Origin of the sequence: Furfurilactobacillus siliginis (genome assembly GCF_001437435.1) — a bacterium.
GTDB lineage: Bacteria > Bacillota > Bacilli > Lactobacillales > Lactobacillaceae > Furfurilactobacillus > Furfurilactobacillus siliginis.
Genome location: NZ_JQCB01000017.1, coordinates 1 through 16,988 on the forward strand (window position 1 = coordinate 1; position 16,988 = coordinate 16,988).

The 16,988-nt window shown below is 43.0% G+C and carries 18 protein-coding genes and 2 tRNA genes; 1 reads left to right on the forward strand and 19 read right to left on the reverse strand.

From position 1 onward, the window contains the following. Nucleotides 1–17: 17 nt before the first annotated feature. The 14 genes from IV55_RS09005 to IV55_RS09065 all read right to left on the reverse strand — a co-directional run bounded on the left by IV55_RS09005 (nt 18) and on the right by IV55_RS09065 (nt 11,938). Nucleotides 18–719 (reverse strand): GntR family transcriptional regulator, encoded by a 702-nt coding sequence (locus IV55_RS09005; RefSeq protein ID WP_057811449.1) that lies wholly within the window; start codon nt 717–719, stop codon nt 18–20. Between the two features lie 27 nt (nt 720–746). Continuing rightward, the gene (gene nagA, locus IV55_RS09010) at nt 747–1,883 is read right to left on the reverse strand and encodes an N-acetylglucosamine-6-phosphate deacetylase (RefSeq protein ID WP_057811451.1); all 1,137 of its coding nucleotides are present in this window, start codon (nt 1,881–1,883) and stop codon (nt 747–749) included. Nucleotides 1,884–1,976: 93 nt separating this feature from the next. Further along, nucleotides 1,977–2,771: a pyrroline-5-carboxylate reductase gene (gene proC, locus IV55_RS09015; protein ID WP_057811453.1), complete on the reverse strand. Its 795-nt coding sequence runs from the start codon at nt 2,769–2,771 to the stop codon at nt 1,977–1,979. Between the two features lie 111 nt (nt 2,772–2,882). Then, a complete protein-coding gene (locus tag IV55_RS09020; protein WP_057811455.1) occupies nt 2,883–3,395 on the reverse strand; it encodes a methylated-DNA--[protein]-cysteine S-methyltransferase in 513 nt (170 codons plus the stop codon). An 11-nt stretch (nt 3,396–3,406) separates the two neighbouring features. Then, a complete protein-coding gene (locus IV55_RS09025; protein WP_057811457.1) occupies nt 3,407–5,380 on the reverse strand; it encodes a S9 family peptidase in 1,974 nt (657 codons plus the stop codon). Nucleotides 5,381–5,453: 73 nt separating this feature from the next. Continuing rightward, the gene (locus IV55_RS09030) at nt 5,454–6,785 is read right to left on the reverse strand and encodes a replication-associated recombination protein A (protein ID WP_057811459.1); all 1,332 of its coding nucleotides are present in this window, start codon (nt 6,783–6,785) and stop codon (nt 5,454–5,456) included. Nucleotides 6,786–6,916: 131 nt separating this feature from the next. Beyond that, nucleotides 6,917–8,056, reverse strand: a complete 1,140-nt coding sequence (locus tag IV55_RS09035; protein WP_057811461.1) for a glycosyltransferase — start codon at nt 8,054–8,056, stop codon at nt 6,917–6,919. A 129-nt stretch (nt 8,057–8,185) separates the two neighbouring features. Beyond that, nucleotides 8,186–9,052, reverse strand: coding sequence for a glycosyltransferase (locus IV55_RS09040; protein WP_057811464.1), 867 nt, complete (start codon nt 9,050–9,052; stop codon nt 8,186–8,188). Between the two features lie 174 nt (nt 9,053–9,226). Then, nucleotides 9,227–9,298: transfer RNA gene (locus IV55_RS09045), tRNA-Gln, on the reverse strand. A 5-nt stretch (nt 9,299–9,303) separates the two neighbouring features. Continuing rightward, a tRNA-Tyr gene (locus IV55_RS09050) sits at nt 9,304–9,384 on the reverse strand. A gap of 59 nt (nt 9,385–9,443) precedes the next feature. Next, a complete protein-coding gene (locus IV55_RS09055; protein ID WP_057811466.1) occupies nt 9,444–10,274 on the reverse strand; it encodes a metallophosphoesterase in 831 nt (276 codons plus the stop codon). 10 nt (nt 10,275–10,284) lie between these two features. After that, a complete protein-coding gene (locus IV55_RS09060) occupies nt 10,285–10,743 on the reverse strand; it encodes a TMEM175 family protein (protein ID WP_162260746.1) in 459 nt (152 codons plus the stop codon). After that, nucleotides 10,730–10,843 carry a TMEM175 family protein gene (locus IV55_RS10210; RefSeq protein ID WP_083484008.1) on the reverse strand — a complete coding sequence of 38 codons (114 nt, stop codon included), beginning with the start codon at nt 10,841–10,843 and terminating at the stop codon, nt 10,730–10,732. The genes IV55_RS09060 and IV55_RS10210 overlap by 14 nt, the downstream gene beginning before the upstream one ends. Before the next feature lie 60 nt (nt 10,844–10,903). After that, nucleotides 10,904–11,938, reverse strand: a complete 1,035-nt coding sequence (locus IV55_RS09065) for an SDR family oxidoreductase (RefSeq protein ID WP_057811470.1) — start codon at nt 11,936–11,938, stop codon at nt 10,904–10,906. A gap of 99 nt (nt 11,939–12,037) precedes the next feature. Here IV55_RS09065 and IV55_RS09070 point away from each other — a divergent pair, with 99 nt between their 5' ends. Then, complete coding sequence (locus IV55_RS09070; RefSeq protein ID WP_057811473.1) at nt 12,038–12,481, forward strand: MerR family transcriptional regulator; 444 nt, start codon at nt 12,038–12,040, stop codon at nt 12,479–12,481. Between the two features lie 4 nt (nt 12,482–12,485). On the opposite strand, the gene IV55_RS09075 is transcribed toward IV55_RS09070, so the two are convergent. The 5 genes from IV55_RS09075 to IV55_RS09095 form a co-directional block, all read right to left on the reverse strand. Beyond that, nucleotides 12,486–13,337, reverse strand: coding sequence for a glycosyltransferase (locus IV55_RS09075; RefSeq protein ID WP_083484009.1), 852 nt, complete (start codon nt 13,335–13,337; stop codon nt 12,486–12,488). A gap of 150 nt (nt 13,338–13,487) precedes the next feature. Further along, nucleotides 13,488–14,969, reverse strand: a complete 1,482-nt coding sequence (locus tag IV55_RS09080; protein WP_057811478.1) for a peptide MFS transporter — start codon at nt 14,967–14,969, stop codon at nt 13,488–13,490. Between the two features lie 190 nt (nt 14,970–15,159). Beyond that, nucleotides 15,160–15,357: a hypothetical protein gene (locus tag IV55_RS09085; protein WP_057811481.1), complete on the reverse strand. Its 198-nt coding sequence runs from the start codon at nt 15,355–15,357 to the stop codon at nt 15,160–15,162. 30 nt (nt 15,358–15,387) lie between these two features. Beyond that, nucleotides 15,388–16,209: a hypothetical protein gene (locus IV55_RS09090; RefSeq protein WP_057811483.1), complete on the reverse strand. Its 822-nt coding sequence runs from the start codon at nt 16,207–16,209 to the stop codon at nt 15,388–15,390. A 13-nt stretch (nt 16,210–16,222) separates the two neighbouring features. Further along, the gene (locus IV55_RS09095) at nt 16,223–16,951 is read right to left on the reverse strand and encodes a hypothetical protein (protein WP_057811485.1); all 729 of its coding nucleotides are present in this window, start codon (nt 16,949–16,951) and stop codon (nt 16,223–16,225) included. Nucleotides 16,952–16,988 lie beyond the last annotated feature (37 nt).

A 16,988-nucleotide genomic window follows, 5' to 3' on the forward strand; every position in this document is an offset into this window, starting at 1 on the left:
ATCACTATTTCATTGATCTATCGTTCTAGATAAAACTCAAATCGATTACCGACATACTGTGTCCGCACATATTCAAACGGTGTGCCATCATCCAAAAAGGATAGTTGACGTAATCGCAATAGCGGATCGTTACGTTTGATGTTCAAATATTCTGAGACACGTTCACTGGCAGTCATTGCAGAAACGGTTTGTTGTGCATGACCGACCTTTAAACCGGCCTCATCTTCAAGTACTCGGTAAAGTGAGTTCGTAACATCCTCTTTAGAAAACTTACGAATTAATCGTTCAGGAACCGTGGCCACTTCAAAACAAATTGGTTCATCATTCCCAAACCGAATCCGCTCCATTCGTAGCACTTGTTCATCACTTGTCAGTTGTAATTTTTCACTTTCTGACAATGAAGGTGTGGTGATGTGGTAAGACACTGTCCGTGAAGACGGTACCTTACCAGCTTGTTCCATCAATTCCGTAAAACTGGTCACACCAGACATACGTTCCTGCACCTTACGATTAGCAACATAGGTACCAGCACCAACACGGCGTTCTAGAAGCCCTTCTTCAACCAGTGTTTGCACTGCCTGACGAAGCGTCATCCGACTCACGCCAAACTGAACAGCAAGTTCACGTTCTGACGGAATTTTGTCGCCAATTTGCCACTGTCCGTCCTCGACCGTTTTGCGTAACCGATTATGAATTTGGATGTAAATTGGAGAAGCCATAGTTTATCCCTGATTTCCTAATGTAAGTTATTTATCGTCAAACCGACGGCCATAGCTATATGTCCGTTCAAGGTTTTGACTACGATCCATCACGTTAAAGTCAGCGTCTTTGCCGGCTTGTAAAACACCTTTACTCGTCAAACCAAATTCTTCAGCTTGGTTAACAGATGACATTTGAACAGCTTCTTCAATGCCACAACCGGTAAAGAACTGGATGTTCCGAAAGGCATCGTCATACCGTAATACTGAGCCAGCTAAATTCCCTGATTCAAGCCGTGCTTGCTTGTCCTTAACGATTACCTTTTGCCCACCAAGTTCACTGACACCTTCAGGCATCCCTTTGGCACGCATTGAATCGGTCACCAAATCGATACGTGAAGCGCCTTTTTGTTCATATGCCAACTTGATCATGTCAGGCACGATATGGAAGCCATCACAGATTAATTCACAGTACATGTTATCTTCCAACATTGCATGCCCAGTAACACCGGGTTCACGGTGCTTAAATTCACGTTGTGCGTTGTACAAGTGGGTTACGTGAGTTGCCTTTGAGGCCAACATTTGTTCACGTGTTGCATTACTGTGCCCAACTGAAGGCACGATGTTGTGACTTAAACAATATTTTTCAAAATCACGCGAACCAGGATCTTCTGGTGCGTAAGTAATCAAACGAACACGATTACCGGATAGTTTGTTCCAGTTATCTAACAAGTCCACATTCGGATCAGTGATGTACTGTTCAGGTTGAGCACCCTTATACGTTGCAGAAATGAATGGGCCTTCCAAGTGAACCCCTTGAATCACAGGGTTTTCATCTGCGGCTTTCGCAATTCCTGACATAGCGTGATCCAAATGTTCTGTAGATTGGGTCATGGTCGTTGGGAAAATGGTCGTGATTCCTTCATGAATCATGTCGTTGACCATTTCATTGATCTGATCGGGATCACCATCCATGGAATCAAAGCTGTAGCCACCATGACTGTGAACGTCAATAAAACCAGGGACAATCATCTTGCCACTGACAAATTCAACATCGTCATCCGGTTCAGCCACATACTCGTTCATTGATCCAACTGCTTCGATTGTCTTGCCAAAACGGACATATCCGTCATCAATCTTTTCTTCACCCGTATAAATAATTGCGTGCTTTAAAACCGTACTCATTGAATCTTCCTCCTCAAATGAAAAAGTTCGTTTGGTTACGCTTTCTAGTATAGCTGGTATAGACCACTGACGCAATGCTTTCCATAACGGAACTTAGGCCTGGTCACGCTCGATGGTAGCATCAATTCCCTTAACCACCGCCGTCATAAAGCCAGCCTCTTCCATTGCCAATAAGCCAGCAACGGTCGAACCACCCGGTGAGGAAACCTGATCGATCAGAGCAAATGGAACCTCGTCAGATTGTAAGACCATCTGTGCTGATCCAGCGGTTACGGTCGCTGCGATTTTGGTTGCGTCATCTTTACTCAAACCGTGCTTCACACCAGCGCGAGCTAACGCATCGATAAACAAGTAGATGTATGCAGGTGAACTACCTGCCAGTGCTGAAAAGGTGCTGAAGTTGGCTTCTGGTAATTCAGTCGTACTACCAATTGCATCAAACAAGCCCTTTGCATCTGCTAGCTTGGCACCCGTCAGATAATCGTTAGCGGCAATGGCTGTCATCCCGACACCAATTGCCACATTCAAGTTGGGCAACGTCCGTAAAATTGGCAGTTCATACCCGGCGACTTCAGCCATCCTTTCCAAACTTAAACCAGCCACAATCGAAATGAGCGTTTTTTGTTCGGCGTTTAGATCTTCACGAATATCTTTTAAAACATCTACAGCTACGTTTGGTGTCACCGCTAACACAACAAAGTCACTGTTGGCAACGACTTCTTGATTCGTCTTAGCAGCTACGACGCCTGTTGCCTGCGCAAATTGTTCGTAATGCGCTGGATGCGCACTATGAACAACGATCTCGTCAGGTGCTAATTCATTTTTTGCAAGCAGCCCTTTGATGATTGCCTGTGCCATGCCACCAACACCGATAAAGCCAAGTTGCATGTTCTTATCCTCCAATGAATGCTTTAAAACTAATATTATCTGTAAACACTATCTAATAAGAATGTACATGATATAGACCAATTTTGCAATTACGGTGTCACATATCCGCAATTAATCCCGTTGTTCTAATTTTAGCAACGCTTTTTTCATTGGTAGACCACCACGATAGCCGCCCATACCACCATCCTTACGAATGACACGATGACAAGGGGTCACAATCAGGACCGGATTTTTGGCAACTGCACTCGCTACTGCACGAATCGCAGTCGGTTTACCAATATTCTGGGCAATGGTGCTGTAGTCACAGGTCATGCCGTAGGGAATCATCCGTAAGGCTGTCCACACATCCCGCTGGAGCTGTGTACCAACCGTTAAGTTGTCAATCCGAATCGTATCAAAGTCAGTCGTTTGACCGGATAAGTACTGTGTCAGCAATTTAATGTATGGTTCCGTTATTGATGTATCTTTAATGGCATTAGCAACCGCCAGCGGATCATCGATGTACGTATTCGCCTCACTCACTGATTCATTCGGTGAGCCGATAAAGACGATTCCCTTTGACGATGCCAATAGCTGTAGCAAACCATCCTCAAACGGCACCGTATCATAATAAAGCTGTGTCATTTAACTGCCTCCTAGCAGTGCGTCGTAAACCAGTCTTGAATTTGGCGGATTCGTTCCACTCGCAAACTTGGTTTTCCATTTCGAGATAGACCATGATTTTCACCTGGAAAACGGACCATCTTTGCCTCAACACCATTTAGACGTAACGACGTAAACCACTCTTCTCCTTGGCCAATTGGGCAACGGAAATCGCGTTCACTGTGCAAAACTAAGGTCGGTGTTTTAACATTCTGCACAAACTTTAATGGTGATGCGTCCCATAATGGCGTCGTATCGGTGACAGACATTGTTTGATTGCCAGTTAATTCCCATGGCAAGAATGAATACCCAATGTCACTTGTTCCAAACATGCTAATCCAGTTAGCAATTGAACGCTGTGTAACGGCAGCCTTGAAACGATCAGTATGCCCTTCAATCCAGTTAGTCATATAACCACCATATGAACCACCAGTCACATATTGATGATTCTGGTCGATTTTAGGGTCTTGACTGAGCACATAATCCAAACCGTCCATCAGATCTGTGTAGTCGCCCTGCCCATAATGCCCAATCACTGCATGTCGGAAATCTTCTCCATAGGAGGTCGAACCACGTGGATTAATGGCAATAACCCCGTAACCAGCACTGGCGTAAACTTGTAATTCATGGAAGAAACTTTCTCCATAGTTCGCACCTGGGCCACCATGAATATATAGCATCACTGGGTACTGTGTAAGCTGTTTAGTATCGACAGGTGGTAGATACCAGCCGTGAACGACTACATCTGCTTCACCCTTAAAGGTAAAACGGGTTGGATCCACTAAGGCATGTGCCTCTTCATAAGCTTCATTTGGATTGCTGACCGGCGTAACCGCTCTGGTCTCAATCTGAACAGCTTCAATAGCGGCAACATTAAGCCAACTAGATTTTGTATAAATCACTTGCTGACCATCTGGTGTCACCATAAAATCAGTGATGTGCTGTTGTCCATCAACTAACACCTGAGACTTTTGTGTTGTTAAATCAACTGTCATCAGGCGCATGGTTCCTTCAGTCAACTGTTGATACACCACCGTGTCATTATCAATAAATGCAGCTGCTTGACCTCGCAAATTTTGTTGTGCATCTGCGCTGAGCACTGCATCCCCGACGATCACATCACGATTTGGTGTCAAATCAGTTAATGACCTTTGTAAAACATCATAGCAATACAAATGCGGTGCGGTCACATTAGGAATCGCATTCGTCGACCCAACGACTAATAGGCGACTGTCGTCAGCACTGAAGGCAACCGGTGTTAATGCTGCGGTAGCTGTGCTGGCCGTGACACGGGTGCGTTCACCTGTCGCAATTTTCAATGTCCAAGTGGCAACACTAAAATCAGTTTCTTCTTTGGGCTGACCAGCCGTACTAAAGGCCAATAATGCCCCATCGTGACTAAGTGGTCCTAGCGTGAAACGTTCAGTATTTTGATAGACAGACTGCGCATCATCATTACCAACAATTTGCGCGAAGATTTCGTGAGACACGTTCTCAGCAAAGTAGCCGAGATGATTATCTTTATAAGTAGCATGCGTGTAGGTCACTAATTTAGGTCGGTCGTCATCTATATTATCCATTAATGGTCGGTCAACTTGATAGTACACAATCGTGGCATCAGCGTTAGTCACATAGCTCAAAACACTGGTCTCAGCTACGGTCACTTGTTCTGGTGATCCACCTGATAACGATTGGCGATAAACTTGGCGAACCTGATGGGCATCAAGGCTCGTAAAAGTTACCCACTGTTGGTCATCAGTTAAGGCTAACTGTTTATCCTGTCCAGATAGCGTTCCCCATTGTGTCGTTAACCGCGTCTCTCGATCCAAGCGCATGATTGTCGTTGCGTAATCGTCTTGTTGCGCACGCATTTGCGTCGTTAAGTAAAAGACTGCCGTACTTGTTGCGACTGGTTGACTGACCGCGATAAGGTCGAAGATATCCGTTGCTAACACTTTTTGCTTCATGTGACCGCCTCATTTCATTTAGCTAAATCTTGCGGTAATTATAGAGCTTTTAGACCAGCTTGAAAACGCTTATTTAGTCATTTCCATCATGTTGCCGGTGCCATTCTTTAATTTGTTCCATGCGTTTAGTCACGCGCTGCTCGGATCCTTCCATCGTTGGGTGGTAATATTCATGACCAACAAGATTATCCGGCATCGTCTGTAAAGTAGTTATTTTGTCTTTTGTATCATGTGCATACTGATAACCTTCACCGTAATGCAAATCTTCCATTAACTTAGTTGGCGCATTCCGGATCTGCAACGGAACCGGTTCTGCCAAGGTGTGCAAGGCATCTTCTTTAGCCGCACTATATGCCGTGTAAATGGCGTTGGACTTGGGTGCTAACGCTAAGTACGTCACCGCCTGTGCCAAGTTCACCGAGCATTCTGGCATGCCAATCATATGCGCTGCCTGATAAGCTGCCACGGTAATTTCTAAAGCACGTGAATCCGCCATACCAACGTCCTCACTGGCAAAACGAATTAAACGTCTCGCGACATATAACGGGTCTTCGCCACCCTCAAGCATCCGCGACAGCCAGTAAAGTGCGGCATCGACATCTGAGTTACGCATCGATTTATGCAACGCAGAAATAATGTTGTAATGTTCATCGCCACGCTTGTCATACAACAACGATTTACGTGACACGAGCTGTTTCACATCACTTTGATCAACCGTGGTGACCTCATTAACGCGCTGACCATTGATCACCGCCATTTCCAGCGTGTTCAATGCAATCCGCGCATCACCATTCGCAAAGTCGGCAATGGCACCTATCGTTGTTGGTTCAATCTGCACCTGTTGCGTCCCAAAACCGCGTTCATCAGTAAGTACTTGGTGAAGTAATGATTCTAGGTCAGCCTGTGTCAATTGTTGCATCACAAATACCTTCATCCGTGACAACAAAGCCGCGTTAATCTCAAACGAAGGATTTTCCGTTGTCGCGCCAATTAACGTGATACTGCCTTTTTCAACAAACGGTAAAAAGGCATCCTGCTGAGCTTTATTGAAGCGGTGAATTTCGTCCACAAAAACAATCGTCCGCTCACCAAGCGCACGATTCGCCTCAGCTGTTTCCATCACCTGACGAATTTCTTTAATACCACTGGTAACTGCACTAAATGTTAAAAAGCGTGCCTGAGTTTTTGTCGCAATAATGCGCGCCAAGGTCGTCTTCCCGACACCAGGTGGCCCCCAAAAGATCATGGATGAGATTGCGTCGTCATCAATCAGCTGTCGTAACACTTTGCCTGGACCAATTAACTGCTCTTGTCCGACAAACTCAGCTAATGTGCGTGGCCGCATGCGGCTTGCCAACGGTTGATTGGCATCATTTTGTTCAAATAAAGATGTTTCTTCTGTCATTAGTATTACCTTTTTTAAAATCAAACATATGTTCGTATCTGCAGTGTATCAAATTATTTTGCCGGAGACAAACAAGACCGCTCACCACATTTTGGACAAAGAAAAAAACCTACTCGCTAGATGAGTAGGCTTTATTCGTCGTGCGTTGAGACCGCAGTTGAATCAGAAAAGTCGTAAATTTTTCCAAGTACATCGAAAACCGCTTTTTTAAAGAAGAAGCCACTGCGAATTTGTGGACTGATTCGCTGGACATTATCAATCAACGCATCATAATCAGCAGCTGTGATTTGGGCAAGCTTGTCCGGCAGCTGTGAAAGATCATCGATTACAATTCCAACCTGATTATCCGCCACGAATTTCGCAAAGGATGCCTGTGACCAAACGATTACTGGTTCGTCTGCTGCCAAATACATACTTAATTTGGCTTCAGTATTGTACTTCGTATATTCAGCAATGTTCCCTGTTGCAAATGGATACGTCGTTGAATTCCAAACAAGACCGAATGAGCCACTCAATAAATGATTGATTGCCTCAGGATCCACATAAGGATGCATGTTAATGTTGGTATGATCCGCTAATTTATTGTCGGACTCACGATTACCAAAAACATTAATCTGAAAAGTTTCTGGTAAATCATACAGAAACTGGGCAAAGTTTAAGTTTCCTGCGTAATCAATCGTGTCGCTCAATACACGTCGACCTTGAAAATGCACGCTCTTGTTTCCGCCAGGTCCATAAGCAGCCACATTCGTCGTGATTGTCTTATTTACCAATTGTAATTCTTGCTTTAGATATTGATACATTGGCGTCGAGTGCACGATTAGCCCATCTGCTTGTGAGATCAAAACAACCTCATCAGATATCAGGTTATCTGCCAAATACCTTTGAAGACCATCCTCATCACCCAATTTTGGTAGCTTACTATCCATTCTTAGGCTATACAGATCATCAATAACAATCACAATTTTGGCACCGAACGCGTGAATATTATCAAACAGTGCCTGTACCCAACGTGTCCCTTGATTAGGAAACGGCCAGTCAACCAGAACAGCATCGTTTTTCTTTAAACCACTAGTAATGCCGGCTAAACGTGAATTCAACATATCTGCTGGTTCATCATTCCATTCATAAATAAAGGCGTCCATGTAGGATGCCCCAATTTCGACAGCAAAACGTTCACGATCAAAACGATACTTTCCAGACGCGCCAGAATCCCAATATGGAAAACCGGGTTGTGCGGAACCATTAAAACGAAGTGTAAATATGGCCATTATCTTCGTCCCTTCAGCAATCAATGCGTTTATCTTCTAACAGTAAATTTCTAGTACTTAAGTTAAAGCAAAATAATGTGCTGACGCCATACTGAGGCTAATCGAAACGTTACTTCACCGTTTGATTTTTTACAATTCACCATAAAGCTTCTGAACCGTTTGCGCCATCTGCCACCAATCTCGATAATACTTATCATGATCCGGTGTAATTAAGGAATTAGGCTTAAGTGCCGGTAAGAAGTGTTTTATTTTAACATTTCGATCGGCATCCTCAAGCAGCATCCGATCGCGATTCTGCAGCGGTGGATTCCGTTCAATATTCAAAAAATCATTATTTTGTTGAAAATTATATGCCATCGGCAGTTGTTGAATTTGCCCCTTAAATTGTTTGTTAATCAATCCTTGGTCAGGAAATCCGCCTAAGTCAGTCTCAGCAACAGCTTTCAAAAATTCATTTAAGCTCCAAGCTTCGTTATACTTTTGCACATTAAAAACTAGCACACCAGAATTGACGTAGCCAACGTTTTCCGCCACATCAATCCCAGCCGCACCGTTTAAATAATGAAATGTGTCTGGCACACCAGCCACAGGAACGTTTTGGTCGACGAGATCAAACAGTTCGTTAACATCACCATAGATCAATGTATCTGTGTCTAAATACAAGATTTGGTCGCATTCCTTAAATGTAAATGGAATACCTAATCGCCACAAGGTAATCCCTGGGAAACGATTTGAAACATTGCGGTTGATTTGAGAAGTCCAGTCAGGACGCGCCCATAATGCAATGCTTATTTGGGGCTTATCATTTAAAGATGGCAACTGTGGCAATAAATCAGTCACCGGTGATGAAGAATTATTTTCTTCAAAAATCCAGATTGTTAACGGGTTACTAGACTGATAATTTTTAATCAGTGACTCTAATGAAACAATCAATAAGCTCTCATAATTTCGTCCATATGTATATAGCACAACTCGACGTGGAACCTGCTCATCCATAGCAATACGCCCTTACTCTTTCATAGCTTTTATTATTTTATTATAACACTACACACACTTGCGCTTTTAAACATATTGTATGCAAAAAATGCTCACACCTGATAAGCAATCAGATGTGAGCAATTTTATTTCTACTTCGTATAGCCTTAAAGGGTTCCGTCCCAATTAATATAACTGGGATAGCTGGATTCGAACCAGCGCATGATGGAGTCAAAGTCCATTGCCTTACCACTTGGCTATATCCCAATAAATGGCGGAAGTTGGATTCGAACCAACGAACCTTTCGGGGCGGTTTTACAGACCGCTGCGTTTAGCCACTTCGCTATTCCGCCAAAACTGACAACTGTTATATTTTAACGAACCGTTGTCATAAATTCAAGACCTATATTGATTATTGTAAATCAAGAATCCGGAGACGATTAATCCATTCATCCATAAAGTCATGATGCTCCCATTCTGTAATTCGGTGAGTGAAGTATCCGACCGACTGATTGAAATAAGTCACACCATCTAGCAATCGTGGCGCTGGCTTAATGTGCAGATGACCAAACTGTGCGTAGGTCACGCCACCCTTGCTAAGAACATCCCCTAAACGCCGACTACCCAGTAGCGCATTCGCCATGTTACGAAAGCGATTATCATCGGTGATACGAATATAGTCAGCCCGCGGCACAAAGTGTGTCACGTACAGAATCCGTTTGCCAGCCGTATTTGCTGCCAACAATTGTGTGGCCGTTTGTGCCAGCACGATATCTTCACGCTCTGGATCACTCATCGGTTGTTTGATAACACCATCATACCAATAAGCACGCTTCCACGTAGCAAAATCTGCCTCACTGAGCTGGTCAAAAAGCTGTTCAGCAAAGGTGTAGTCGTACCAACCGTTATTGCCAATAATGCGCCAGTCTGTTCCAGGTAAATCAACATACCGGTTGTGCAAATAATGTGCATTGATCGGTGTTTCCAATTCTTCATAGGAAACGCCTTTTGCCATATCATGATTGCCGGCTAAGAAGAAGACCTTTGTTACTGTGCCAAGCTCTTTCTGCAAAGCGTCCACATACGCCACCGTCTTTTCGAAATCGTTGAAGGTGTCCCCGGCAATTAAATAATAATCAACATGTCGATCAGCGAGTACCATCGCCTGTTGCTTTAACAGTTCACCACTATCCAACTGGTTCACATCAAAGTGATTATCGCTTGTAATAGCTACTTTTACCATGTGAGCCTCCTTAATGATACGTCTTAAACAGTTGAATAAAGGACCAGATACTGACAACGCCGGTTAGGATCAACCCTAAAATTGGAACTAGTAGTGTACTAACAGCAGCAACCAAAAATCCACCGCCAAACATTGTGCGCCATCCTGGTGTATACGGCAAAACAATTGGCATGTCAGGATTATCTCGCTGCACCTGTCCATTTAAAATATTGTAGGTCAGCACCCAGGCAAACTGCACAATCACGTACACAAGCTCTGCCAGTTGGTTATTAGGACTTTTCCCGACCCAATTTGTAATGAATGGCACCAGCGTTAAAAAGAATAGCCAGACACCATTCCATAAAAAGGCCGTTTGTGTAATGTTTGCCGCTTGCTTAAACGTATTGTGATGTGCATACCATGCCATATAAATTAGCCCGAAACTAACTACGTACGCAAAAAACACTGGCCACTCACTAAACAGTGACACCAGTGTATTTTGCTCTGGGGGGGCGTAGTTCCAATACCATAATGGTAGCAGCGATGGCAATCATCGCATCGGTAAATGCTTCAAGGCGTGTCTTATTCATTCATCTAGCTCACTTAATTGTTAAGGTTAAATCAACTATAGAATAAACGCCCATGAAAAACTACTTAATTAAATCGTATTGCAGCATCGAATCAACCGCTGCTAGCACAGTCTCCTTAGAAGTTGATCGTGGCCGCCAACCTAAAATCGTCTTTGCTTGGTCATTTGCAACATTGCGATTCATATTTTTCATCAGCTTTCCAGCCTTCGCCTGCGCATTAAACGGTGCCCCTAAATCAATTACGAAGTCTGGCAGCTTCTTAGTTGTAATTTTTGCTGCCGCTTGTGGTCGTTCCCGCCGAATTAAATCTGCCATTTCGCGTAATGATATTTGTCCGTCAGCACTCGCAATGAACCGTTTACCGGCCGCCGCCGGTGTAAACATTGCACGAATATGAATATCAGCGACGTCCCGAACATCGACAACGTTTAACGGCAAATTCGGAATCCGCTGCATTGAACCGTTCACTAAATTCTCGATCAACATAAAACTACCAGAAATATGTTCATTCAACGATGGACCAAAGATTGCGACAGGGTTCACTGTGGCAAAGCTCATTTCATCTTTATGTGCGTCCATCAATTGCCAAGCTGCCTTTTCAGCCAGTAGCTTTGATTTTTCATAAATCGACAAACCAGGTACTTCTGGATCGGTCCAATCAGCCTCGGTCGTCACCTGATCAGCACCCCGGTGCTTACTGAAACCAACAGCACCGAAGTTTGAGGTCATCACTACCCGCTTTACGTGATTGCGCAAAGCCGCTTGCAGTACACGCGAAATGCCATCAACTGCTGGACGAATCGCGGCTTCCTCACTCTTTGGTTCTTCAAAGAAGACTGGCGACGCCACACTAAAAACATACTCACGATCAGCCATCGCTGCATCCCAACCATCGTCACTTGATAAATCAGCGACAGCAAAGGATAGTTGGTCGGTATTTTGAATCCCGTTGTCCTGTAGTGTCTTAATCAAACCCTCTTTTTTAGCTAAAGAGCGCACCGTCGTCCGCACATCAGCACCACGCTGTAACAATTGCAAAATCAGCTGTGATCCCAAGAAGCCCGTACCACCTGTTACTAATACCTTTTCAGCCATGAATTTATCCTCACACTTGTCTTTTTGTTATAAATGATTATCATGATGATAAACCCTAAACCTAGGTTTATAGCAACGATGAATTTTGAGGAAATTAAAATGACCCAAACCTATACGATTAAAGAAGTCGCCGAACGATTCGACCTAACCATTTCCACCATTCACTACTACGACAAACAAGGCCTGTTACCCTTTGTTGCCAAAAACGAAGCCGGTTATCGGGTTTTCACCCAATCCGATTTAAATTTCATTCACACGATATGCTGTCTTAAGAATACGGGGATGCCTATCAAAGACATTCGTCACTACATCACCCTTTGCATGCAAGGCACCAGCACAATTGAAAAAAGAAAACTGTTGTTGCTGGCACACAAAGAAAAAATTGCGCGTCAGCAACAACAGTTACGTGAAAATATGCAGGAAGTTGATTTTAAAATTGATCGGTACAGTAGCGTTGCTGTGAAAGAAGAAGTAGCCGGTGAAATTGCTTTTGTAACACAGGAAAAGAAAGCATTAGGCTTACCATCACCATTTAGACAGTGAATGTCTATGCGCCGTATAAAGTCTGAACCAACCGTGCAGTGGCCCACCAATCTTCACGATACTTATCATGGTCTGCGCTAATTAACGAAAGATTCGGCTTTCCAGGAAATAGATAGTGTTTAATTTTTACATTCTTGTCTGCCTCAACTAATAGTTCACGATCGTGCTCTTTTACCGGCGGATTCGTTATCCCATCTAAAAAGGCATTATTTTGTTGCAGATTGTACGCCATCGGTAACTGTTGAATTTGATTTTTAAACTGTTTATTAACCAAGTCCTGATCCGGAAAACCACCTAAATCATCTTCAGCAACGGTCTTCAAGAATTCATCTATACTCCAGCATTCATTATACTTTTGCACGTTGAACACTAACACGCCAGAATTAACATAATTTTCATTATTTTCTACATTAAGTCCAGCTGCTGCGTTCAAATAGTGAAAGGTATCATGAACGCCAGCGACTGGCACATTTGGATCTACAAGATCAAAAAGTTTAGAAATATCGTCATAAATTAACGTGTCAGCATCTAGATATAAAATTTGATCACACTCAGTGAACGTAAACGGTAATCCGAGACGCCAGAGCGTGATGCTAGGAAAACGGTTTGATACGTTGTTACTAATTTCCTCAGTCCAGTCAGGATGCCGCCACATTGACACTGAGATTTGTGGCTTCCCATTTAACTCTGGCAACTTGGAAATAGCATCAGAAACGATAGAAACACTATCATTTGCCTCAAATATCCAAATTTGTAAATCATCGGGAGATTCATAATGCTGAATTAATGACTCCACTGACACCAAGACCAAATTCTCAAAACCTCGGTTATATGTGTACATTACTGATCTTTTCATTTTATTTCTCGTCTCTTTAATATAGGGTGAAATCGTACAGTAAGAGAAATCGGTTTCAGTTAAAGCCCTTTCATTAATCACATCTTACACCAAACAAAAAAGCATTACACGCCACGATACCGTAGCATGTAATGCTTTACTTCAATCAGATTAACTTTCAGCAATCTCGACATCCTTCATCAATCCAAAGATCTGTTTTCTGAATAAGAAGAGCACGAGCCCCAATACGACACTAACCGCACCAATTGCGAAGAAGTATCCTACTTCGGTTTTAGATGTGTAGAATTGTACGATCTGGGCGTTAACTGCTTGTCCAGCAGCATCAGCTAAGAACCACATACTCATCATCTGTGAGCGGAAAGCCTTTGGTGCCAAACGCGTGGTTACAGACAAACCGATTGGTGAAATCAATAATTCAGCAACTTCGATAATTGCCCAACTACCAATTAACCACCACATTGAAACACGACCAGAAGTCCCATTCAACCAGCCTGGTAAGGCCATGAATAAGTATGAAACCCCAGCAATCACAAGTCCATAAGCAAACTTGGTCGTCGTACTTGGTTGCCGCTTACCTAAGCGAGTCCATAAAATGGCAAAGAATGGTGTGTAAAGCATAATGAACATTGGGTTTAAGAATTGGAAGTAGGCCGCTGGCATCGTCCAAGAACCGATTGTCAAAACAGTCCGTTGTTGGGCAAACAATGCCAACACAACTGAGCCTTGTTCTTCAATTGCCCAAAACAACATTGCAGCAATGAATAATGGTACATATGCAGCAACGTGGCGACGTTCATTCGTGGTTACCTTACGACTTGAAAGCATCAACACAAAGTACACAACCGGTGTTGCAATCGCAATAATACTAATCAATAAGATAATGTTCTTCAGGTTCAATGCATCCATCAAACCCATCAACGTCAAAACCAAGAGTAGGGCAACGATACCAAGTCCCCAACGAATGACTAATGGCTTCACGTCATCACGTTCGATTGGGTCAGATGGGTATAAACCATCTTTGCTAAGGTACTTACGACCATCGATCCAGTACTGTAATAAACCGAAGAACATCCCGATGGCAGCTAGTGAGAACCCGAGGTGGAAGTTAACCTTCATCCCCAAAGTTCCGACGATGATTGGTGAAACTAAACTACCCATGTTGATCCCAAACACGAAGATGTTAAACCCGGCATCGCGCCGCTTATCTTCAGTTGTATATAATGAACCAACCATTTCGGAAACGTTTGGTTTCAATAAACCAGTCCCGATAACGATCAAACCAATTGAGGCAAATAACGCACTTGCACCAGCTGGTACAGCCAATGCAATGTGTCCAAACATGATGAAGACACCACCAATGAACACAGTCCGGCGAGGCCCTAGAACCCGGTCACTCAAGAAACCACCTAACACACTGGATAAGTAAACCAGTGAGCCATAAATGGCCATGATAGAAGTAGCAGTAACTTGGTTGAAACCTAGTCCACCCTTATCAATGGCAAAATACATATAAAACAGCAAAATGGCACGCATGCCATAGTAACTGAACCGTTCCCACATTTCAGTGAAGAACAGCGTAGCTAGTCCTCGGGGTTGACCGAAGAAAGCCGTGTCCTTTGACTTTGTATCCACAAGAATCCTCCTACGTGACCCCCAAATAACAGTGTAAAAAGCACCATGTCTTTCGGGGATTCTCCCTATATATAACGATTTTTATCATCTTCGTTTGAAAAAACGATAGAACAATTATAATCGTGTTAAATGGTAACAGTCAAATTTATTTTTAATATTTTCGCCATTTTAAATGCGACATTTTTAACATTTACACGCATTCAGCAATATCAAGTGCGATAACACTGACATGTTCAATTAGATAAAGTTTGTCAACTGAAATGCCTGATTTAAATAAAACATTCCGATCGGCACCTACATCGTTACCAATCGTGACGTTGCGTGTAAAATTTTCTTCATCATTAATGCGTTGTTCAATTAACTTGGGCGCGATTTGAACAACTTTCATACTGGTTATAGCCCTCATAAAATTAAATTTTTAGTGCAGTTTCTTGACGCTGAAGGACTGCAACAATTCTGGCAGACTTTCTTTGAAATCAAACTCATGCCCCATTAATTCAGCGTGATAACTAGCCAATAAAGCATAACTGCACAAATTAAGGATGTCCGTCCGACTACCGCCTAAAAATTCATTATTTTGATCAACATAAACGTTTGTCGACTGCACCGATGTCAGCAATTCTGATGTCGGTACTGCATTGCCAAGCTGCACCACGACGACATCAATCGCCGTATGTGTTAATAAATAATTTTGTAACGCTTCTAACCCGGCTTGGTCCTTGACACCAGCTTCCAGTTGCTTAACAGAATAGCCACTGATCAATGCTTGATGAATACTAGGTCGGGCTGCACCATTCTCAGTTAAAAATGCTTCAAAGAAGGTTGTATCTGCCACTTCATCAGTGACGTAAACCTTGTTCATATCCGCTTCAAAAAGCTGTTTAACATTTACAACTCGCGACTCGATGGCTGGATGCGAATACAAAAAGCCTGTCGATCCATCATGAAAATCCATTCGTAAAATAACCGGTCCATCTAATCGTGGTAATGACACTGCCAATGTTTGTGCGTGATTTTGATCCATTAACAAGACCGACTGTGTCTGCTCATCAAATGACCAAAAGCGCATTTCATTCGGCAAAAATCCCATCGTAGAAGGAAACGATATGTCACCGTTAGCCTCAAACTTGATTGCTAAAATCCCCAAACCACCCATTGGGGTCTGCGTTAGATTATGTACATAATCACTGCCAGATTCGAAAATCCAGGCTCGATTACCAATTTGCTGAAAAACATTCATTTTTGCCAATCTCCTACTTATGTCTAAACCATGAACTCACATTGTGATTGTAAAACTGAAAAGTACTGTTCACTTTGAGTCCTTGCACCATCCGCTCAGCAAAATAACGATAGGCGACATAGTTCACAATCATCATTTCATAGACGCCTAAGGAGGCATCCGGCTTATCTTGTGCTAATTCCAGCTGTGACTTAGCAATTAAGGTAGCTATCTTGCCAATAAACTCTAGTAATACCGCTCGTGTGCCAACAATCACACCCGGATTTACTAACGGCACATTCATATGTTGCAGAAAAAATTCCTGTGCATACTGAGGCATCGGCCCACTTGTGACAATTGGAACGCTACCGACTGTCCCATTTTCATTACCGATGTACAGTTTGTCAGCTTCAATTTCATCAAAAGGATAGTTCAGCAGTTCAACGTCGCCAACGTCTACCAAGGCAGCTTTCTCAACTTCTGGATGGGCCATTAGGAAGTCAAACGTTGGCTCCAACCGTTCCATGTATAACGAAATATCTGGATAATGTTGAAACAGGTCAACTTTATGCATTATTAAATTTGGCATTTTAGAAATAAAGTCAGCGTCCGTTAATAGATGGACAGATAAATCAAAGCGCTCAGCTGACTGCACTAAAGTCTTCGCAATCGCATTTATATCTGCATTAATATTTTGCTGATCATGTAAAACATCTGGTTTGCCATTAAAAAATTCCGCTAAAATTATGTTTTTTTCAACCATTACTTCTCACCTTTACACTCAATCCCGAACCTAAGCC